An 18975-nucleotide genomic window follows, 5' to 3' on the forward strand; every position below is an offset into this window, starting at 1 on the left:
GCTCCCACATGTTGATGTGTGAATACAGTCAACTGTGGGAGCTGGCTTGCCTGCGATGGCGGTCTCAAGGCTGCCGATTGGCATACATCCGACACTCTGCCAGCAACGCCAGCAAATTCGGGTCGCGCTCCTTGGCCTTCAAAAACACCACGCCAATGTGCTGCTGCAACCGATACCTGGGTTGCAGCGGTATCAGCTTCACGCGGTTCTCATACACCGCCGCAATCCGCCCCGGCAGCAGGGCATAACCCACGCCCGAACTGACCATGCTCAACAGCGTGAAGATGTCATTGACCTGCATCGCCACCTTCGGCTCAAACCCCGCCTGGTTGAACACCCGGTTGCCGTCCTGGTGCGTGGCGAAGCCTTGGGTGAGGGTGATGAAGGTCGCGTCGCGCACATCGGCCAGGTCGATTTCCTGCTCGCGGTCCAAGGGTGAGTCGGCTGGGGTGGCGAGGAAGATGTCGTCGGTGAACAGCGCGATCTGTTCGCAGTCCGGGTCGTTGGCACGTTCGTCGAGGGAGATCAGGATCGCGTCCACTTCCATGTTCTTGAGCTTGTAGAGCAGGTCGAAGTTGGAGCCCAGGATCAGGTCGATATTGAGTTCGCTGCGCCTGATTTTCAGGCCCATGATCAGCTGCGGTACAGTTTTGACCGTCAGCGAATACAGCGAGCCGAGCTTGAAGCGCTCAGCCGAGAACCCCGCGGCTTCGCGGGTCAGGCGCACGCTGTCGACCACGTCGGCCACCAGCTTTTGCGCGCGCTCCTCCAGCACGTACGCGCTTTCCAGCGGGGTGAGGTTGCGCCCTTCGTGTTTGAACAGCGGGCAGCGCAGCGCGTTTTCCAGCGAGTGGATGGCGCGGTGCACGCTGACGTTGCTGGTTTGCAACTCGGCGGCGGCGCGGGCCAGGTTGCCGGTGCGCATGAACGCCAGGAAGATCTCGAGCTTCTTGAGGGTGAATTCTTCGTCGATCAGCATGGCCGTGGCTCTTAGTCGAATGCGGTCGATTGTGCCTCTAAAAGCAGTTCACTCCCAGCCATGCACTGCCCAGGCCCAGCAGCACGCCGCCGATGATCAGCCAGATCGCGTTGAGCCGCGTGTAATACACCACGGCGGCGCTGGCCAGGGTCAGCACCAGGCTGGTCGCGTTGTTTTCCAGGCTGTTCATCAGGATGTAGGTTGAGGCGAGAATCAGGCCGATGGAGATCGGCAGCAGGCTGCGTTTAACCCGTTGCACCCACGGCGTTCGGGTGTGCCGTTCCAGCCAGCCGGCGCCCAGGTAAGCCAGCACCGAACAGGGCACCAGCTTGGCCAATAACGCCACCAGCGCGCCAGGCAAGCCCGCCGCCTGCTGGCCGATAAACACCAGGAACATGCCGTTGGGCCCCGGCAGCGCCTGGGACAAGGCGAAGAAGGCGACAAATTGCGCGTCGGTGATCCAGTGCATATCGACCACGGTGTAGCGATGGATATCGCCGATGGCCACCGTGTTGCCGCCAATCGCCATCAGCGACCACAGCGCGCATTGGATCATCAGGTGCAACAGGACGGTTTGCATCAGCCGGCCACCTTGTTCGAACCGATAAAGCTCAAGGCCAGGGAGCTGGGAATGCAGATCAGCAAGACCATCCACAGCGGCAACACAAAGACGGCCATCAATACGAAGGTCAACACGAAGGCGCTGTAGTTGGCGAGCGTGCGGGGCATGGCCTTGAGCAGGCGCAGCGTGGTGCCGAGCATCAAACCCGTGGCAATCGGCATCACCGCGCCGAAGATCTGCTGCACCACGTCGTGGCTCCACCACTTGGCATAGGCAAATCCGGCGAGCACGGTGATCAACGAGGGGAACAGGTACAGCCCGCACACGGTCACAACCGCACCGGGCAAGCCATGCAGGCGCCGGCCGTAGATGATGCCGACGTTGGCGATATTGGGGCCGGGGAAGAACTGGCCGGTGGTCAGCAGCTCATTGAAGCTTTGCTCACTGACCCAGCGGCGACGGTCGACCATCATCTGCCGCGCCCAGGGCATCACGCCGCCAAAGCCGAACAGGCCGACCATGGCAAAATTGTAAAACAGCTGCCATAGGCTGGGATGAGGTGGGGCGGGTTCTAGCTCGGGCATGGCAATTACCGATAGGACGCTTTTAGGTGGGAGCTGGCTTGCCTGCTCCCACAGGATGAAGCGAATCATCTATGGACGCGTGTATTTGGGCAAATGAAGAAAGGGTGTTACCTGATATCGGTAGGGTGGCGTCAGAATGCTCAAGGTGGGAACGGTTATTCGAGGTGAGTGACACATGTATCACGGGGAACGATTTAACGCCTGGAGCCATTTGGTCGGGGCTGTAGCAGCTTTTGTTGGCGCAGTGTGGATGTTGGTGGTGGCAAGCCTGGACGGCAGCCCCTGGAAGATCGTCAGCGTGGCGATTTATGGTTTTACGCTGCTGGTGCTGTACAGCGCGTCCACCGTGTACCACAGCGTGCGCGGGCGACGAAAAGAGATCATGCAGAAGGTCGACCACTTTTCGATCTACCTGTTGATCGCCGGCAGCTACACACCGTTTTGCCTGGTGACGCTGCGCGGCCCGTGGGGTTGGACACTGTTCGGAATCGTGTGGGGGCTGGCGGTGATCGGCATCCTGCAAGAGATCAAGCCGCGCTCCGAGGCGCGCATTCTGTCGATTGTGATTTACGCGGTGATGGGCTGGATCGTGCTGGTGGCGGTCAAGCCGCTGCTTGCTGCGCTGGGCACGGCGGGGTTTGTATGGCTGGCCTCGGGCGGGGTGTTGTACACCGTCGGGATTATCTTTTTTGCCCTGGAAGATCGCCTGCGCCACTCCCATGGGATCTGGCACTTGTTCGTGATCGGCGGCAGCCTGCTGCACTTTGTGGCGATCATGCATTACGTGCTTTAAAAGCCGATGCGGTCAAAAACTGTGGGAGCGGGCTTGCTCGCGAAGGCGGGTTGTCAGTGACACATGAGCTGACTGACCCACCGCCTTCGCGAGCAAGCCCGCTCCCACATTGGTTGTATGGTGCTCTCACAAGCGTTCCAGCAGTTCACACGCGCGCTTGCCGAAAATCTGCAGCAGGTTCGCCAGCATATGCGGCGGCGGTTCATCGGCGCGGGTCAGCGCGTACAGGGTGATCGGCAGCGGCGGGGTGAGCGTGCGGATGCAGGTGGTGGCCGTCGATGCGCCGAGGGCGGTGAAGGGATCGATCACGGTCAGGCCGGCGCCGGACTCCACCATGGCCCGGGCCAGGGAATAGGTTTGGACAGAAATGGTCACTCGTGGCGGCGGGTCGACATTTTCCAGGTAGCTGTCGAGCTTTGCCGCCAAGGGGTCGGCACTGGACAGGCCAATCAACGGCGCACCCGCCAGGTCAGTCAGTGGCAACGGTTTGCTCATTTGGGCCTCAGGCCAGTAACCCTTGGAAGCCAGCGCCACCAGCCCCCCATTGGCCAACACTTGCGTGGTCAAACCCGGATGGCCGGAGAAGTTAAGCGTCAGCGCCAGGTCGATCTCACGCATCAACAGCTTCTGCACCAGCTCCCGGCTATGGTCGCTGGACAGCTCGCAGGCGATGTCCGGGTAGGCGCGCTTCCACTCCAGAATCGAAGGCGGTAGCAATGACAATGCCAGGGCAGGGATCGCACCGATGCGCACGCTCTGGCCCGGCTCGCGGCGCAAGCTCTTGGCCAGCCGCCGTACACCTTGCAGGCTCTCGGTAACTTTCTCGACTTCGCTTTCCAGCGCCAGGGCTTCCGGGGTGGGCTGCAGTTTGCCGCGCACGCGCAGAAACAGCGGGAAGCCCAGTTGCAGCTCGGCATGCTGCAATACTTTGGTCACCGCCGGTTGCGAGACATGCAGCAACTGCGCGGCGGCGCTGACGGAGCCGGTCTGGCGGATGGCCTGGAAGATTTCGATATGACGCAAGCGCATGGCACGTCCATAACCTTTGTTTATAGGTGAGCCATCTTTATTCATTGTCGGTGGCCTGTCACCTGCCCCTAGGCTTGAGGCCTGTCAATTCAATTGCGGGTGAGGGGAATGGCCAAGCGGGTTTGCATCATCGGCGGCGGTGTCATCGGTCTGGCGAGTGCATACGCCCTGGTGCGCGCAGGCCATGAAGTCACGGTGATCGACGCGCGCGACAGCCTGGGCAGCGAAACCAGTTTTGCCAACGGCGGGCAACTGTCTTACCGCTATGTCGCGCCGCTGGCCGACGCCGGCGTGCCTCTGCAAGCGCTGGGCTGGCTGCTGCGTGGGGACTCGCCGTTGACCCTGCGCCCGCGTCTCGATCCCCGACAATGGCGCTGGATGGCGTCCTTTCTGGGCGCCTGCCGGGGTTCGGTGAACAAGCGTAACGCCGCTCACCTGCTGCGCCTGGCGTCTTTGAGCCAGGCCACTTTGCAGCAATGGCGCGAGGATGATCGCCTGGACGGCTTCGACTGGCGGCGCAACGGCAAGCTGGTGACCTTTCGCAGTACCGGCACCTTTGAGCTTGCGCGCAGCAAGGTCACCGATTTTCTGCAACAGCAGGTGCTGTCGGCCGCCGATTGCGCGCGCCTGGAGCCGGCGCTGGTGGGGGACGGTTTTGTCGGCGGTATTTACACGCCAAATGAAGAGGTCGCAGATTGCCATGCCTTCTGCCAACGACTGGCCGCGCGGCTTGAGGCCTCCGGGCGCTGTTCCTTTTTGCTTGGCCGTAAGGTTACGGGGCTACGTCACGGCGACGGTGCGGTGCAGGCCATCGATTTAGGCGATGAAATGATGCCGGTCGACCAGCTTGTAATCGCTGCCGGGCATCGCAGCGCCGAGTTAGCGCTGCCGGGCCTGGCCCTTGCGCTGTATCCGCTCAAAGGCTACAGCCTGAGCGTGCCGATTGGCGTGCAGCACCGGGCGCCGAATGTGAGCATCACCGACTACGATCGCAAGATCGTCTACGCCCGGATCGGCGAGCAGCTGCGTGTGGCCGCGATGGTCGACATTGTCGGCTTTGACGCCCGCCTTGAGCCCAAACGCCTGGCGCTGATGAGGCGCCAGGCGCTGGAGACCTTTCCCCATGGCGGCGATTACGCCCAGGCGGTCGAATGGGCCGGCATGCGCCCGGCCACGCCGACCGGTGTGCCGCTGATTGGCGCGAGTGCATATCGCAATCTGTGGCTGAACCTGGGCCACGGTGCGCTCGGCTTTACCTTGGCCTGTGGCAGCGGCCAACTGCTGGCCGAGCTGATCGGCCAGCTTGCGCCTTCCATTGATATGCAGGGCCTGGCGCCTCGCGCGGCTTGATTCGTCACACTACCAACGGAGGATAACAATGAAAAAAATCCTGTTGACCGGCTGCACCCTGGGGCTTTTGTTGGGCGCTCAGGTTCAAGCGACTGAAGCACCTCTGGACGGCACGTTGGGCAAGATCGCCAGCGCCAAGTCCATCACGCTGGGCTACCGCGATGCGTCTGTGCCGTTTTCCTACGTAGGTGACCACAGCGGCCAGCCCATGGGTTATTCAGTGGAGTTGGCGGGCAAGATCGTCGAGCGCATCCAGCAGAAAACCGGCGTGCCCAACCTTGGCGTGAAGTACACCCTGGTGACGTCCCAGACCCGCATCCCGCTGGTGCAGAACGGCACTGTGGACCTGGAATGCGGCTCCACCGGGGTGACCGCCGAGCGCCAGAAACAGGTGGCGTTTTCGTACGGGTTTATCTACGTGAAGGGCCAGTTGCTGACCGCCAAGGACAGCGGCATCAACGGGTTTGACGACCTCAAGGGCAAGAACGTGGTGACCACCGCCGGCACCACCAATGAGCGGTACCTCAAGCACTACAACGCCGAACACAAAAGCAACCTGTCGGTGATCAGTGCCAAGGACCACGGCGAAGCCTTCAACATGCTCGAGACCGGCCGCGCGGCGGCGTTCTACATGGATGACGCGCTGCTCTACGGCGAGCGCGCCAAGGCCCGCGACCCGCACCGCTGGGTGGTGGTGGGCATGGAGCAGTCGCGGGAGATCTACAGCTGCATGGTGCGCAAGGACGACCCGCAGTTTCTGGCGGTGGTCAACGAGACGCTGGCTGACCTTTACCGCTCCGGGGAAATCAACGGGATTTACCAGCGCTGGTTTGAACAGCCGATCCCGCCCAAGGGTTTGAACCTGGAGTTCCCGATGACGGCTGAGTTGAAGGCGATTATTGCCAGGCCGGTCAGTGACCCGGTGGACTGACAACCCAATCCAAAATGTGGGAGCGGGCTTGCTCGCGAATGCGGTGGATCAGTCAGCCTATTTATCAACTGACACACTGCCTTCGCGAGCAAGCCCGCTCCCACATTGGGTTTGGGTTTGCACAGCGGGGTTAGAAGTCGCCCCACAGTTGCTGGGCGACGGCCAGCGCCACCACTGGCGCCGTTTCAGTGCGCAGCACGCGCGGGCCGAGGCGGGCGGCGTGGAAGCCGGCGCTTTGGGCGGTGTCGACTTCGTTATCGGTCAAGCCACCTTCAGGCCCGATCAAAAACGCCAGGCTGGCAGGCTTGGCATGGCTGATCATCGGCGCGGCCACCGGGTGCAGCACCAGCTTCAACTCCGCCTCGGCCTGCTTCAACCAGTCGGCCAGCAGCAGCGGCGGATGAATCACCGGCACCGTCGAACGCCCGCATTGCTCGCACGCGCTGATCGCCACCTGGCGCCAGTGCAGCAGGCGTTTGTCGGCGCGCTCGTCCTTGAGGCGCACTTCGCAGCGGTCGCTGAAAATCGGCGTGATTTCATTCACGCCCAGCTCGGTGGCTTTCTGAATTGCCCAGTCCATACGCTCGCCCCGGGACAGGCCCTGGCCGAGGTGAATGTGCAGCGGCGATTCGCTCTGGCCTGCGAAGCTTTGCGTGAGCTGCACGCTGACGCGTTTTTTACCGACCTCCAGCAACGTGCCCAAAAACTCCTGGCCGGAGCCGTCGAACAGTTGCACGGCATCGCCTTCGCCCATGCGCAATACACGGCTGATGTAGTGGGCCTGGGCTTCGGGCAGTTCGTGCTCGCCGAGGCTCAGCGGGGTGTCGGTGAAAAAGCGGGACAGTCTCATTTCTGTTCTCTGGAAAATTTAAGTAGGTGCTATCAGCCCGGATCACGGAAGCCTGGGTGGAAGTCTTTCGGCACCGCAACGCTGACTTTATCGTTGGTGGCGATATCGATGCCTTCACTGGCCACTTGCGCCAAAAAGTCGATCTGCTCCGGTGTGATCACATACGGCGGCAGGAAATACACCACGCTGCCCAATGGCCGCAACAGCGCGCCGCGCTCCAGGGCATGTTCGAAGACTTTCAGGCCACGGCGTTCCTGCCACGGGTAGGCGGTCTTGGTGGCTTTGTCCTGGACCATCTCGATGGCCAGCACCATGCCGGTCTGGCGCACTTCCGACACGTGCGGGTGGTCCGCCAGGTGCGCGGTGGCGGTGGCCATGCGCTGGGCCAGCGCCTTGTTGTTTTCGATGACGTTGTCTTCTTCGAAAATATCCAGGGTCGCCAGGGCCGCCGCGCAGGCCAGCGGGTTGCCGGTGTAGCTGTGGGAGTGCAGGAAGGCGCGCAGGGTCGGGTAGTCGTCGTAGAAGGCGTCGTAGACGTCGTCGGTGGTGACCACGGCGGCCAACGGCAGGTAGCCGCCGGTGAGGGCCTTGGACAGGCACAGGAAGTCCGGACGGATGCCGGCCTGTTCACAGGCGAACATCGTGCCGGTACGGCAGAAGCCCACGGCGATTTCGTCGTGGATCAGGTGCACGCCGTAGCGGTCACAGGCCTCGCGCAGCAGCTTGAGGTACACCGGATGGTACATGCGCATGCCGCCGGCGCCCTGGATCAGCGGTTCGACGATCACGGCGGCCACGCTGGCGTGGTTTTCGGCGAGGGTCTGTTCCATGGCCAGGAACATGTTCCGGGAATGTTCTTCCCAGCTCATGCCTTCGGGGCGAAGGTAGCAGTCCGGGCTCGGCACCTTGATGGTGTCCAGCAGCAAGGCCTTGTAGGTCTCGGTAAACAACGGCACATCGCCCACCGACATCGCGGCGATGGTTTCGCCGTGGTAGCTGTTGGTGAGGGTCACGAAGCGCTTTTTGTTCGGCAGGCCGCGGTTGAGCCAGTAGTGAAAGCTCATCTTCAGCGCGACTTCGATGCACGACGAACCGTTATCGGCGTAGAAGCAGCGGGTCAGGCCTTCGGGCGTCATTTTGACCAGGCGTTCGGACAGCTCGATCACCGGCTGGTGGCTGAACCCGGCGAGGATCACGTGTTCCAGTTGGTCGACCTGATCCTTGATGCGCTGGTTGATGCGCGGGTTGGCGTGCCCGAATACGTTGACCCACCAGGAACTGACCGCATCGAGGTAGCGCTTGCCTTCGAAGTCTTCCAGCCACACGCCTTCACCGCGCTTGATCGGGATCAGCGGCAGTTGCTGGTGGTCTTTCATTTGGGTGCAGGGATGCCAGAGCACCGCGAGGTCGCGTTGCATCCACTGGTTATTCAAGCCCATCGGTTATCTCCTCGAAGCGGTCCTGCGGCCGGCGCAGGCGTAACAATCGCGCAAGCCTATGCAATGCCAGGCGGTGTCACAACCCATTACGGATGAATTGGCAGTAAACGCGGGACGGTCTGTCACGTTTCTCAGGAATAGTCCTTAATCCATTGTTAACGTACTGTGCATAACCTCTTGATCGTATTTCTCGATATTTCAAAGCGAAATTTTCCGCTTTAATTCGATAGGTAAATCGCTAGTCTTGGGCACAGTTCTTACGGGATTTGGGACATGCAGCTACGTAATTCACCGGCCCGCTATGGTTGGGTCAGCATGGTTTTGCACTGGGGCGTGGCCCTGGTGGTGTTTGGGTTGTTCGCGCTGGGCCTGTGGATGGTCGGTCTCGACTACTACAGCGCCTGGCGCAAAGACGCGCCCGACCTGCACAAGAGCATCGGCATCACGCTGTTCGCCATCATGCTCGTGCGCATCGTCTGGCGTTTGGTCAGCCCGCCACCGCCGCCGCTGGCCAGCTACAGTCGTTTGACCCGTTTGGGTGCTGCGTTTGGCCATGCGTTCCTGTATCTCGGGCTGTTTGCCGTGATGATTGCCGGTTACCTGATTTCCACCGCAGACGGTGTCGGTATCCCGGTGTTTGGCCTGTTTGAGATTCCTGCCGTGGTTTCCGGGCTACCGGACCAGGCAGACACAGCCGGTGTGGTGCACTTGTACCTTGCCTGGGTGTTGGTGGTCTTTGCCGGTTTGCACGGCGTGGCTGCATTGAAACACCACTTTATCGATCGTGATGCGACCCTCCTGCGAATGCTGGGGCGCAAAGCCTGATGTTCAACCTCGACTCACAAGGAATAGAAAGCATGTTGAAAAAGACACTCGCCGCTCTGGCAATCGGTTCTGCTCTGCTGTCCGCCGGTTCAGCGATGGCCGCTGACTACGTGATCGACAAAGAAGGCCAGCACGCCTTCGTCGACTTCAAGATCAGCCACTTGGGCTACAGCTACATCACCGGTACCTTCAAGGACCTGGACGGCAAGTTCAGCTTCGACGCTGCCAAGCCTGAAGATGCCAAGATCGAAGTGAACGTGCGCACCGCCAGCGTGTTCACCAACCACGCCGAACGTGACAAGCACATCGCCAGCAAAGACTTCCTGGACGTTGCCAAGTTTGCCGACGCCAAGTTCGTGTCCACCAAGGTCACGCCAACCGGCAAGAATGCTGATGGCAAAGTCACTGCTGACGTAGCCGGCGACCTGACCCTGCTGGGCGTGACCAAGCCAGTAGTGGTCAAGGCCACGTTCCTGGGTGAAGGCAAGGATCCATGGGGCGGCTACCGTGCCGGCTTCGAAGGCACCACCACCATCAATCGCCAGGACTTCGGCAAGCAGATGGACCTGGGCCCAGCGTCCAACTCGGTTGAGTTGTACGTGACGTTTGAAGGTGTGAAAGCGAAGTAATTTTCGCCTCGCACACAAAAAATGCCCCGCATCTTTGGATGCGGGGCATTTTTTATGGCGCGTTGAAAATCAGCGGTTGCGGGTCAGCAACGCGGGTTTTTCACCACGAGGACGGCCTGGCAGTTGATCCAACTGCTCGGGTGTCGGGAAGCGGTCAGCCTTCGACTCCTTGTGGATGATTTTCGGCGCCGGGCCACCGCGCGGGTTCTGCACGGCAGGTTCGGACGAGCGTGGCTGGTCGTCACGGGCCGGGCGGCGGTTGTTGCTGCGCGAGTCTTCGCGACGGGCTTGACCGTCACGCGGTGCGCCATTGCGCGGGCCGCTGCGTTTGGCAGGCGGCGTGCCGGTGGTGCCGCCGCTGCTGTTGCGCGGACCATTCTGACGGCCGCCCTGCGGCTGGCCGCCACGTGGAGCACCTGCGCCTGCACCCTGTGCCGGTGCACCTGGACGACGGCCACGGCCCTGGGCCGGTTTGGCCTGAGGCACGTAGTCGACGCGGTTACCGAAGTTATCCACGTCGTCGTCGAGGAACTCGTCCGGGGCGCGGTCGGCGGCGGCGCGTGGCGGCTGGCTTGGCTGGCGCTGTTCGCGGGCCGGGGTGCCTTCACGGGGCTTTTGCTCACGGGCTGGGCGTTCGCCACGGCCGTTGGTAGGCGCTTTTTCCTTGCCGCCCTTGTCCTTGCCTTTGTCGCGACGGCCACCGCCACCACCGCCGCCGTTCGGGCCATCGCCCTTCGGACCGCGTGGGTTGCGTGGGTTACGCACATCCGGACGCTCGCGCACTTCAGGCTTTTCAGCCTCTACGGCGCTGGCATCGAAGCCCATCAGGTCGCCGTCGGCGATTTTCTGCTTGGTCATGCGCTCGATGCTTTTCAGCAGTTTTTCTTCGTCCGGGGCGACCAGCGAAATGGCCTCGCCCGAGCGACCGGCACGGCCAGTACGGCCGATACGGTGCACATAGTCTTCGTCGACGTTTGGCAGCTCGAAGTTGACTACGTGTGGCAGTTGGTCGATATCCAGGCCGCGCGCGGCGATGTCGGTGGCGACCAGGATGCGCACTTCACCGGCCTTGAAATCGGCCAGGGCTTTGGTGCGCGCGTTCTGGCTCTTGTTGCCGTGGATGGCGACGGCGGTAAGGCCGTGCTTGTCCAGGTACTCGGCCAGGCGGTTGGCGCCGTGCTTGGTGCGGGTAAACACCAGCACTTGTTCCCAGGCGCCGGCGGTGATCAGGTGGGCCAGCAGCGCACGCTTGTGGCTGGCAGCCAGGCGGAATACGCGTTGCTCGATCCGCTCGACCGTGGTGTTCGGCGGCGTGACTTCGATGCGTTCCGGGTTGTGCAGCAGCTTGCCGGCCAGGGCGGTGATGTCCTGGGAGAACGTTGCCGAGAACAGCAGGTTTTGACGTTTGGCCGGCAGGCGGGCGAGGACCTTTTTCACGTCATGGACAAAGCCCATGTCGAGCATGCGGTCGGCTTCGTCCAGCACGAGGATTTCCACGTGGGACAAGTCAACGCTGCCTTGGCCGCACAGGTCGAGCAAACGACCCGGGCAGGCGACCAGCACGTCAACACCGCGGGACATGGCCTGAACCTGTGGGTTCATGCCGACACCGCCGAAGATGCAGGCGCTGACGAACTTCAAGTCGCGGGCATACAGCTTGAAGCTGTCGTGCACTTGGGCGGCGAGTTCGCGGGTAGGGGTCAGGACCAGTACGCGCGGTTGGCGCGGGCCGTGACGCTGGGATTTGTCCGGGTGACCGTTGGGGAACAAGCGCTCCAGAATCGGGAGGGCGAAACCACCGGTTTTACCAGTACCTGTCTGAGCCGCAACCATCAGGTCGCGACCTTGCAACACGGCGGGAATGGCCCGCTGTTGCACCGGAGTAGGCTCGGTATAGCCCGCTGCCTCGATGGCGCGGACTAAAGCCTCGGAGAGACCGAGGGAAGCAAAGGACATGAGTAATCCTGTTTTAGTTAGGGCTTGGCCCAAAGGGATAATCTTGCCGGGCGTGAATGGCGCTTAGGGGAGCGCAACCCCGTCCGGTCCTGCTGCGTCTGGCGGGCACTCCACCGGCTCGCGCGGGCTGAAAGCTGCGCAGTAGCTGGGTTAGGTGCCTTTTTCAAGACCTCAGCGGCCGGGCGTGAGCCTGGCGGAAAGGCCGGAGTATAACAGAGCAATCACGGCGCGCTGCTTTCCTGCTGCTCAACGGTGTGTTCAGAGGCCGTAATGGCCTGGATTCCACCGTATTTTGCGCTCAAGGCGGCGTAAGCCGGCTCTTGTTTGAAGCGCTTGAGCTCGGCGGCGAAGCGCTGCACCAGCAAATCCATGCCGGCGCCACGGCGCACCGCGAGAAACTGCGGCTGGCGGCTGACCACCAAGGGCGCCTGGCTGACCTTGCCTTCCAGGCCCATGGCCTTGATCACATGCTGGCCCACTCGGCGGTCCGTAATGACCAGATCGATGCGCCCCAGCGACAGCTTGCCGAAGTTGGCCTCATGGCTGGGCGCCGGCTCGCGGTTGAACAAGGTCGACTCGCTGAAATCTTCGCCGTAGAGGTAGCCCGGGGATGTACCGATGGTGAGCCCGCGCAGATCATCGAGGGTTTCGGCCGGATGAGGGCGGTCGTTGGCGTAGAACAGCACGAACTCGACATCCGACAGCGGCTCGCTGGGGTAAAGCAGCAAGGCGTCGCGCTCATGGCTGTGAAAGATGTCCAGCGCGCCATCGGCATTGCCCTGGTCGAGCATCGCCAGGCAGCGCTTCCAGGGCAGGAATTGCCATTGCACGTCCACGCCCAGGCGTTGGAACACGGTTACCGTGGTTTCGTAATCCAGCCCGCGCATGCTGCCCTTGTCGTCGTAGACGTAGGGGGCCCAGGGCTCGGTGACAATGCGCAGTTTCTCACCGAAAGCGGTGAGGCTCAGGCAAGTAAAAAACACAGCAGTCAACAACTTGAGAATGACAGGCATGCCCTGAGGTTACGACGCTCTTGCGCTAAAGAGAAGCGCTGGCACACGCATTCGCGGCCACGTTGATGTAGCGCATTTAAAACAAAAAGGCCCTCGTATTGACGAGGGCCTTTGAGTCACGGAGCAAGCCTCAGCGTGGCAGCTTGAGGTTGTTCCAGATGGCCAGGCTCGGTTCGGCCTGGTTCAGGGTGTAGAAGTGCAACCCTGGTGCGCCACCTTGCAGCAGTTGTTCGCACATCTGGGTGATGACCTGCTCGCCAAACGCCTGGATGCTCTTGACGTCGTCGCCGTAGGCTTCCAGTTGCTTGCGCACCCAGCGCGGAATCTCAGCGCCGCAAGCGTCGGAGAAACGCGCCAGCTTGCTGTAGTTGGTGATCGGCATGATGCCCGGCACGATCGGGATGTTCACACCCATGGCCCGTACACGCTCGACGAAGTAGAAGTAGCTGTCGGCGTTGAAGAAGTACTGGGTGATCGCGCTGTCGGCGCCGGCGTTGGCCTTGCGCACGAAGTTCCGCAGATCGTCTTCGAAATTGCGTGCCTGGGGATGCATCTCCGGGTACGCCGCCACTTCGATATGGAAGTGATCGCCGCTTTCTTCACGGATGAAACTCACCAGGTCATTGGCGTAGCGCAGCTCACCGCTGGCCATGCCCATGCCGGACGGCAAATCGCCACGCAAGGCGACGATGCGCTTGATGCCGGCTTGCTTGTACTGGGTCAGCAGGCCGCGCAGGTCGGCTTTGCTGTCGCCCACGCACGACAAGTGCGGAGCGGCGGGAACTTTGACTTCGCTTTCCAGCTGCAACACGGTGTTGATCGTGCGATCACGGGTCGAACCGCCGGCGCCGTAGGTGCAGGAGAAGAAGTCGGGGTTGTAGCTGGCCAACTGCTTGGCAGTCGCCATCAGTTTTTCATGCCCAGCATCGGTCTTGGTCGGGAAGAACTCGAAGCTGTAGCGACGGTCTTGGGACATGGTAATACCCTTGGAAACTCATAGAGCCGGGAGATGTACACCGTCAATGTGGGAGGGGGCTTGCCCCCGATGACGATGTATCAGTCGACATAGTTGTTAACTGACATTCCGCTATCGGGGGCAAGCCCCCTCCTACATTAGAAGCCCGCTCCCACAAGGGGAGCAGGCAGCAGGCATATCAGTAGCGGTAAGCGTGCGGCTTGAACGGACCTTCAACCGTCACGCCGATGTAGTCGGCCTGGGTCTTGGTCAGTTGAGTCACCACGCCGCCGAAGCCGCGGACCATTTCCAGGGCCACTTCTTCGTCGAGTTTCTTGGGCAGTACTTCCACGGTCAGGCGCTCGGCTTTCTGGGCTGGCGACAGGTCGGCGTACTTCTGGCCGAACAGGAAGATCTGCGCCAGAACCTGGTTGGCGAACGAACCGTCCATGATGCGGCTTGGGTGGCCAGTGGCGTTGCCCAGGTTAACCAGACGGCCTTCAGCCAGCAGGATCAGGTAGTCGTCGTTCTGCGGGTCGAAGTCACCGGCGCCGGTACGGTGAACCTTGTGTACCTGCGGCTTCACTTCTTCCCATGCCCAGTTCTTGCGCATGAAAGCGGTGTCGATTTCGTTGTCAAAGTGACCGATGTTGCACACCACAGCGCGCTTTTTCAGGGCTTTGAGCATGTTCGCGTCGCACACGTTCACGTTACCGGTGGTGGTCACGATCAGGTCGATCTTGCCCAGCAGGGCCTTGTCGATGCTCGCTTCGGTGCCGTCGTTCTGGCCGTTGATGAACGGCGAAACCACTTCGAAACCGTCCATGCACGCTTGCATGGCGCAGATCGGGTCAACTTCGGAGACTTTAACGATCATGCCTTCCTGACGCAGGGACTGGGACGAACCCTTGCCCACGTCGCCGTAGCCGATCACCAGGGCTTGCTTGCCCGACAGCAGGTGGTCGGTGCCGCGCTTGATGGCATCGTTCAGGCTGTGACGGCAGCCGTACTTGTTGTCGTTCTTGCTCTTGGTCACCGAGTCGTTGACGTTGATGGCCGGGATTTTCAGCTCGCCCTTGGCCAGCATGTCCAGCAGGCGGTGCACGCCGGTGGTGGTTTCTTCGGTCACGCCGTGGACGCGGTCGAGGATCTGCGGGTATTTCTTGTGCAGCAGCTCAGTCAGGTCGCCGCCGTCGTCGAGGATCATGTTGGCGTCCCATGGCTTGCCATCTTTGAGGATGGTTTGCTCCAGGCACCACTCGTACTCTTCTTCGGTTTCGCCTTTCCAGGCATAAACCGCGATGCCGGCAGCAGCGATAGCAGCAGCGGCCTGGTCTTGAGTCGAGAAAATGTTGCAGGACGACCAACGCACTTCGGCGCCCAGGGCAACCAGGGTTTCGATCAGCACGGCAGTCTGAATGGTCATGTGGATGCAGCCGAGAATCTTCGCGCCTTTGAGCGGTTGCTCAGCGGCGTATTTGCGACGCAGACCCATCAGGGCAGGCATTTCGGATTCGGCGATAAAGGTTTCGCGACGGCCCCAGGCAGCGAGGGACATGTCGGCGACTTTGTAGTCGGTAAAACCTGCAGGCGAGATTACAGCGCTCATGAAGAGCCTCCATTCGTAGTGTGCGAATGGGCGCCGTTGTGCGTTTAGTATCAAACCCGATAAACCAGGCCTGACAACGCCCCATCCGAGCCTGACAGGTCGAGCCTGCTGCAGCGCCCCTCGGACAGGTGGCGGGAGAACGGTATCAATCACAGATGACCGTTTTGAAGCGGTGGCGATTATAGCTGTGTGCGCCAGACTTCCCAAGCCTTTCTGTCGGGCATATGAAGATCGTTCATGGGCTTGATAGGCAATGGCTCATAGAGCTTGGGCCTGGGCTCTGCCATGATGTTGCCCATCATTTCGCAACGCGCTTTGGAGTGAACATGAACTTCCACACCCGCAAATGGGTAAAACCCGAAGACCTCAACCCCAACGGCACCCTGTTCGGCGGCAGCCTGCTGCGCTGGATCGACGAAGAAGCGGCCATCTACGCGATTGTGCAATTGGGCAACCAACGGGTGGTGACCAAGTACATCTCCGAAATCAACTTCGTCAGCGCCTCGCGCCAGGGCGACATCATCGAGCTGGGCATCACCGCCACCGAGTTCGGCCGCACCTCGATCACCCTGACCTGCGAAGTGCGCAACAAGATCACGCGCAAAAGCATCCTGACCGTAGAAAAAATGGTCTTCGTCAACCTCGGCGAAGACGGCTTGCCGGCGCCCCACGGTCGCACAGAGATCAAGTACGTGAAGGACCAGTTCCAAGAAGACGGCATCAAGGACTAATCCTGTCGCTGGCCAGTGAACGCTATTGATAGGTCAAAGGTCGTACTTGAACAACGCCCCCCGTTCAGGTATCACCATGGCTACGCAAGCAGACGGCAAGACCCCTAACCTGTCGCAGGAAGAACAGCACGACGTCGACAAGAATCAGCCGCCCCGCGCGGCGGTTCTGCATGAAATCATCCGCACCCAGGGCGACCAGGAACTGGAGCGCACCGTGGCCGCATTGTGGTGGTCGGCGCTGGCCGCCGGCTTGACGATGGGCCTGTCGTTGATGGGCATGGGCCTGCTCAATTCGCGGCTACCGGACGGCGAAGGATTCAAAGTGATCGCCAGTTTCGGGTACTGCGCAGGTTTCCTGGCGGTAATCCTCGCCCGTCAGCAGTTGTTTACCGAAAACACCCTGACGGCCGTGCTGCCGGTGATGAGCAAGCCAACCCTGGCCAACGCCGCACGCTTGCTGCGCCTGTGGGCAGTGGTGCTGGTGGGCAACCTGTGCGGCACCTTGCTGGTGGCGTATGTGATGCTGCATTTGCCGATCTTCGACACCAAGACTGACATGGCCTTCCTCGAAATCGGTCGCAAAGTCATGGAAAACGACACCGGTCAGATGTTCGCCAAGGGCATTATTTCCGGCTGGATGATCGCCACCATGGTGTGGATGATCCCGTCCATGGAAAGCGCGAAAATGTTCATCATCATCCTGATCACCTACCTGATGGCGCTGGGTGACTTCACCCATATCGTCGTCGGTTCGGCGGAAGTCTCGTACCTGGTGTTTGCGGGCGAACTGCCGTGGAAGGATTTTTGGCTGGTGTTCGCCGGCCCGACACTGGCCGGCAACATCATCGGCGGCAGTTTCATCTTTGCGCTGATCAGCCACGCACAGATTCGCAGCGAAAACAGTCTGCCGGGCGAGACCGCAGACCCGCGCCATCCCCAGCAGGTCAACAAGGAGCGGTAAGCCGATTCGTCATAAATGAATGGCAAAGTCGCTGCGCGGCTTTGCCATTCATGAAAGAAGGATCTTAATGCGGGTTTCCCCTTTTTTGAGGGTGCGCGCTGACCGTGGCGCTGGGCGTGTTCGGCATGGCGCAGGCCAGGGACGATGCGGCGGATCGCTCGGTGACCATCGAAAAGAATACTCAAGGTGCCCAAGGCCGTTTCGCATAAGGGCGCGGATGTTACCTACGACGCCCGTTACGAGCGCAGCGGCAACACCGTACTGGTTTTTCGCACCCTGGCGTTCAGTCATCCCGAAGCGGTGTGCAGCCCTGCGTAGTTCAAGGCGATGCAGCCGATGATCGAGGCGATGTTCAATGACCTGAAAAGCCAGATCATCGTGCAGACCCTCTGACCGTAATGCGGGCGGCGAAGTCAGCTCGCCGCCCGCGTCCATCAGTGGGTATCGGTCTGCGGAGCCGGTTCATCTTTGGTCACGTGTTTGACCAGCTTGCCGATGCTCAAACCCTGCAGCAGGATCGACGACAGCACCACGATGTAGGTGATGCTCAGCAACAAGTCACGCTCCGGCCCCAACGGCAAGGCCAATGCCAGTGCCACCGACACCCCGCCACGCAAGCCGCCCCAGGTAAGAATGCGGATAGTGCCGCGCGGTACGGTGCGCCAGCGGCGCAGCAACAGGATCGCCGGGGCCACGGTCAGCAGGCGTGAAAGCAGGATCGCCACCGCCAGCAAACTGGCTGCCAATACGTGCAGCCAGTTGAACGGCAACAGCAACAGCTCCATGCCGATCAACGCGAACAGGAGCGCGTTGAGCATGTCATCGAGCAATTCCCAGAAACCGTCCAGGTAGCGTCGTGTCATGTCGTTCATCGCCAGCTTGCGGCCCAGGTTGCCGATGATCAGGCCGGCAACCACCATCGCAATCGGTGCCGAGACGTGCAGCTCGGTGGCCAACGCCGAGCCGCCGATCACCAGCGCCAAGGTCAGCATTACTTCAATCTGGTGCTGCTCGATGCTTTTGATCATCAAGTACACCAGGTAGCCGATCAGCCCGCCGAACACCACCCCGCCAATCGCTTCATGGGCGAACAGCATGGCCGTGGCGCCGACGGTTGGCGTTTCACCCAACTGCGCGATGCCCAGCAGCACGGTAAACACCACAACCGCCGTGCCGTCATTGAACAGCGACTCGCCGACAATGGTGGTTTTCAGCGGTTTCGATGCGTTGGCCGTTCGCAGCACGCCCAACACCGCAATCGGGTCGGTGGGCGAGATCAGCGCGCCGAACAGCAGGCAGTAGAGGAAGCTCACGTGCCAGCCGAACAGGGCAAAGATGTAGAACGCCAGGCTGCCGATGACCACGGTGGCAATCAACACGCCGAAGGTTGCCAACAGGCCGATGGGCCAGCGATAACTGCGCAAGTCATTCAGGTTGACGTGCAAGGCGCCGGCGAACAGCAGGAACGAAAGCATCCAGTTCATCAGCAGATCGCCAAAGTCGATCTGGCCGATCAATTGCTGAATACGCTCCTCCAGGCCTGGGTAGCCGATGAAGCTCAGGCCTTGCAGGATCAGTGAGAACAGCAGGGCAGTGACCATCACGCCGATGGTGGGCGGCAGGCCTATAAAACGGAAGTTCACATACGTGAGCAGGGTAGTGAGGCAAATGAAGGCGGCGACAAGTTCAAGCATCCGGGGTCCTTGGAAGGTGAAGTGAGCGTTGGTTAATGGGTGGATGGACCGCAGCAGCGGCGGGATGTTGCAGGCCATAGGGCAA

The 18975-nt window shown here is 61.1% G+C and carries 19 protein-coding genes and 1 riboswitch; of the genes, 8 read left to right on the forward strand and 11 right to left on the reverse strand.

Annotated features, from left to right (window positions below):
- Nucleotides 1-64: 64 nt before the first annotated feature.
- From L8K08_RS21460 to L8K08_RS21470, 3 genes are read right to left on the reverse strand one after another with little or no spacing between them, the layout of a single operon-like run.
- Nucleotides 65-979, reverse strand: coding sequence for a LysR substrate-binding domain-containing protein (locus tag L8K08_RS21460; protein WP_242199842.1), 915 nt, complete (start codon nt 977-979; stop codon nt 65-67).
- A gap of 37 nt (nt 980-1016) precedes the next feature.
- Nucleotides 1017-1559 (reverse strand): chromate transporter, encoded by a 543-nt coding sequence (locus L8K08_RS21465; RefSeq protein WP_145157682.1) that lies wholly within the window; start codon nt 1557-1559, stop codon nt 1017-1019.
- Entirely contained in the window at nt 1559-2125 is a 567-nt protein-coding gene (locus L8K08_RS21470; RefSeq protein ID WP_106575650.1) for a chromate transporter, read from the reverse strand. Before L8K08_RS21470 ends, L8K08_RS21465 begins: the two co-directional genes overlap by 1 nt.
- A gap of 175 nt (nt 2126-2300) precedes the next feature.
- Between L8K08_RS21470 and L8K08_RS21475 the strand changes: the two genes are divergently transcribed.
- Nucleotides 2301-2918 (forward strand): hemolysin III family protein, encoded by a 618-nt coding sequence (locus L8K08_RS21475; protein WP_242199843.1) that lies wholly within the window; start codon nt 2301-2303, stop codon nt 2916-2918.
- 126 nt (nt 2919-3044) lie between these two features.
- Here L8K08_RS21475 and L8K08_RS21480 read toward each other — a convergent pair whose 3' ends face one another.
- Nucleotides 3045-3947 carry a LysR family transcriptional regulator gene (locus L8K08_RS21480; protein WP_242199844.1) on the reverse strand — a complete coding sequence of 301 codons (903 nt, stop codon included), beginning with the start codon at nt 3945-3947 and terminating at the stop codon, nt 3045-3047.
- Nucleotides 3948-4055: 108 nt separating this feature from the next.
- Here L8K08_RS21480 and L8K08_RS21485 point away from each other — a divergent pair, with 108 nt between their 5' ends.
- Together L8K08_RS21485 and L8K08_RS21490 are read left to right on the forward strand one after the other, a co-directional pair.
- A complete protein-coding gene (locus tag L8K08_RS21485) occupies nt 4056-5297 on the forward strand; it encodes a D-amino acid dehydrogenase (RefSeq protein WP_242199845.1) in 1242 nt (413 codons plus the stop codon).
- A 28-nt stretch (nt 5298-5325) separates the two neighbouring features.
- Nucleotides 5326-6228 carry a transporter substrate-binding domain-containing protein gene (locus L8K08_RS21490; protein ID WP_242199846.1) on the forward strand — a complete coding sequence of 301 codons (903 nt, stop codon included), beginning with the start codon at nt 5326-5328 and terminating at the stop codon, nt 6226-6228.
- Nucleotides 6229-6358: 130 nt separating this feature from the next.
- Here the strand turns inward: L8K08_RS21490 and L8K08_RS21495 are convergent, their stop codons facing one another.
- Nucleotides 6359-7078 carry a 16S rRNA (uracil(1498)-N(3))-methyltransferase gene (locus L8K08_RS21495; protein WP_145157669.1) on the reverse strand — a complete coding sequence of 240 codons (720 nt, stop codon included), beginning with the start codon at nt 7076-7078 and terminating at the stop codon, nt 6359-6361.
- Between the two features lie 32 nt (nt 7079-7110).
- Nucleotides 7111-8517 (reverse strand): adenosylmethionine--8-amino-7-oxononanoate transaminase, encoded by a 1407-nt coding sequence (locus tag L8K08_RS21500; RefSeq protein WP_242199847.1) that lies wholly within the window; start codon nt 8515-8517, stop codon nt 7111-7113.
- Nucleotides 8518-8790: 273 nt separating this feature from the next.
- Between L8K08_RS21500 and L8K08_RS21505 the strand changes: the two genes are divergently transcribed.
- Both L8K08_RS21505 and L8K08_RS21510 read left to right on the forward strand, forming a co-directional pair.
- Complete coding sequence (locus tag L8K08_RS21505) at nt 8791-9342, forward strand: cytochrome b (RefSeq protein WP_106575643.1); 552 nt, start codon at nt 8791-8793, stop codon at nt 9340-9342.
- Nucleotides 9343-9374: 32 nt separating this feature from the next.
- On the forward strand, nt 9375-9971 hold the full coding sequence (locus L8K08_RS21510) for a YceI family protein (RefSeq protein ID WP_106575642.1): 597 nt from the start codon (nt 9375-9377) through the stop codon (nt 9969-9971).
- 69 nt (nt 9972-10040) lie between these two features.
- Here the strand turns inward: L8K08_RS21510 and L8K08_RS21515 are convergent, their stop codons facing one another.
- From L8K08_RS21515 to ahcY, 4 genes are all read right to left on the reverse strand, one after another.
- Nucleotides 10041-11927 carry a DEAD/DEAH box helicase gene (locus L8K08_RS21515; RefSeq protein WP_145157662.1) on the reverse strand — a complete coding sequence of 629 codons (1887 nt, stop codon included), beginning with the start codon at nt 11925-11927 and terminating at the stop codon, nt 10041-10043.
- A gap of 221 nt (nt 11928-12148) precedes the next feature.
- A complete protein-coding gene (locus L8K08_RS21520) occupies nt 12149-12940 on the reverse strand; it encodes a transporter substrate-binding domain-containing protein (protein ID WP_242199848.1) in 792 nt (263 codons plus the stop codon).
- A 130-nt stretch (nt 12941-13070) separates the two neighbouring features.
- A complete protein-coding gene (gene metF / locus L8K08_RS21525; protein WP_145157656.1) occupies nt 13071-13916 on the reverse strand; it encodes a methylenetetrahydrofolate reductase [NAD(P)H] in 846 nt (281 codons plus the stop codon).
- Between the two features lie 178 nt (nt 13917-14094).
- Complete coding sequence (gene ahcY / locus L8K08_RS21530) at nt 14095-15504, reverse strand: adenosylhomocysteinase (protein WP_145157652.1); 1410 nt, start codon at nt 15502-15504, stop codon at nt 14095-14097.
- A gap of 21 nt (nt 15505-15525) precedes the next feature.
- Nucleotides 15526-15632: riboswitch (S-adenosyl-L-homocysteine riboswitch) on the reverse strand.
- 198 nt (nt 15633-15830) lie between these two features.
- On the opposite strand from ahcY, the gene L8K08_RS21535 reads away from it, so the two are divergent.
- From L8K08_RS21535 to L8K08_RS30295, 3 genes are all read left to right on the forward strand, one after another.
- On the forward strand, nt 15831-16235 hold the full coding sequence (locus L8K08_RS21535) for a hotdog domain-containing protein (protein WP_064454506.1): 405 nt from the start codon (nt 15831-15833) through the stop codon (nt 16233-16235).
- A 76-nt stretch (nt 16236-16311) separates the two neighbouring features.
- Nucleotides 16312-17196, forward strand: a complete 885-nt coding sequence (locus tag L8K08_RS21540; RefSeq protein WP_145157649.1) for a formate/nitrite transporter family protein — start codon at nt 16312-16314, stop codon at nt 17194-17196.
- A 186-nt stretch (nt 17197-17382) separates the two neighbouring features.
- The gene (locus tag L8K08_RS30295) at nt 17383-17514 is read left to right on the forward strand and encodes a hypothetical protein (protein ID WP_277933699.1); all 132 of its coding nucleotides are present in this window, start codon (nt 17383-17385) and stop codon (nt 17512-17514) included.
- A 116-nt stretch (nt 17515-17630) separates the two neighbouring features.
- On the opposite strand, the gene L8K08_RS21545 is transcribed toward L8K08_RS30295, so the two are convergent.
- Nucleotides 17631-18890, reverse strand: a complete 1260-nt coding sequence (locus L8K08_RS21545; RefSeq protein ID WP_242199849.1) for a sodium:proton antiporter — start codon at nt 18888-18890, stop codon at nt 17631-17633.
- Nucleotides 18891-18975: the final 85 nt, after the last annotated feature.

This window comes from Pseudomonas sp. TREG-RG-20F-10-E-6-01, assembly GCF_022662455.1.
Taxonomy (GTDB): Bacteria; Pseudomonadota; Gammaproteobacteria; order Pseudomonadales; family Pseudomonadaceae; genus Aquipseudomonas.

What these genes read in the sequence shown, in the direction of transcription:
- L8K08_RS21470 (WP_106575650.1), bottom strand. Translation starts at nt 2,125, where the DNA reads ATGCCCGAGCTAGAACCCGCCCCACCTCATCCCAGCCTATGGCAGCTG.
- L8K08_RS21490 (WP_242199846.1), top strand. Translation starts at nt 5,326, where the DNA reads ATGAAAAAAATCCTGTTGACCGGCTGCACCCTGGGGCTTTTGTTGGGC.
- L8K08_RS21465 (WP_145157682.1), bottom strand. Translation starts at nt 1,559, where the DNA reads ATGCAAACCGTCCTGTTGCACCTGATGATCCAATGCGCGCTGTGGTCG.
- L8K08_RS21545 (WP_242199849.1), bottom strand. Translation starts at nt 18,890, where the DNA reads ATGCTTGAACTTGTCGCCGCCTTCATTTGCCTCACTACCCTGCTCACG.
- L8K08_RS21520 (WP_242199848.1), bottom strand. Translation starts at nt 12,940, where the DNA reads ATGCCTGTCATTCTCAAGTTGTTGACTGCTGTGTTTTTTACTTGCCTG.
- L8K08_RS21485 (WP_242199845.1), top strand. Translation starts at nt 4,056, where the DNA reads ATGGCCAAGCGGGTTTGCATCATCGGCGGCGGTGTCATCGGTCTGGCG.
- L8K08_RS21505 (WP_106575643.1), top strand. Translation starts at nt 8,791, where the DNA reads ATGCAGCTACGTAATTCACCGGCCCGCTATGGTTGGGTCAGCATGGTT.
- L8K08_RS21495 (WP_145157669.1), bottom strand. Translation starts at nt 7,078, where the DNA reads ATGAGACTGTCCCGCTTTTTCACCGACACCCCGCTGAGCCTCGGCGAG.
- L8K08_RS21535 (WP_064454506.1), top strand. Translation starts at nt 15,831, where the DNA reads ATGAACTTCCACACCCGCAAATGGGTAAAACCCGAAGACCTCAACCCC.
- L8K08_RS21475 (WP_242199843.1), top strand. Translation starts at nt 2,301, where the DNA reads ATGTATCACGGGGAACGATTTAACGCCTGGAGCCATTTGGTCGGGGCT.
- L8K08_RS21510 (WP_106575642.1), top strand. Translation starts at nt 9,375, where the DNA reads ATGTTGAAAAAGACACTCGCCGCTCTGGCAATCGGTTCTGCTCTGCTG.
- L8K08_RS21460 (WP_242199842.1), bottom strand. Translation starts at nt 979, where the DNA reads ATGCTGATCGACGAAGAATTCACCCTCAAGAAGCTCGAGATCTTCCTG.
- metF (WP_145157656.1), bottom strand. Translation starts at nt 13,916, where the DNA reads ATGTCCCAAGACCGTCGCTACAGCTTCGAGTTCTTCCCGACCAAGACC.
- L8K08_RS21515 (WP_145157662.1), bottom strand. Translation starts at nt 11,927, where the DNA reads ATGTCCTTTGCTTCCCTCGGTCTCTCCGAGGCTTTAGTCCGCGCCATC.
- L8K08_RS21540 (WP_145157649.1), top strand. Translation starts at nt 16,312, where the DNA reads ATGGCTACGCAAGCAGACGGCAAGACCCCTAACCTGTCGCAGGAAGAA.
- ahcY (WP_145157652.1), bottom strand. Translation starts at nt 15,504, where the DNA reads ATGAGCGCTGTAATCTCGCCTGCAGGTTTTACCGACTACAAAGTCGCC.
- L8K08_RS21480 (WP_242199844.1), bottom strand. Translation starts at nt 3,947, where the DNA reads ATGCGCTTGCGTCATATCGAAATCTTCCAGGCCATCCGCCAGACCGGC.
- L8K08_RS21500 (WP_242199847.1), bottom strand. Translation starts at nt 8,517, where the DNA reads ATGGGCTTGAATAACCAGTGGATGCAACGCGACCTCGCGGTGCTCTGG.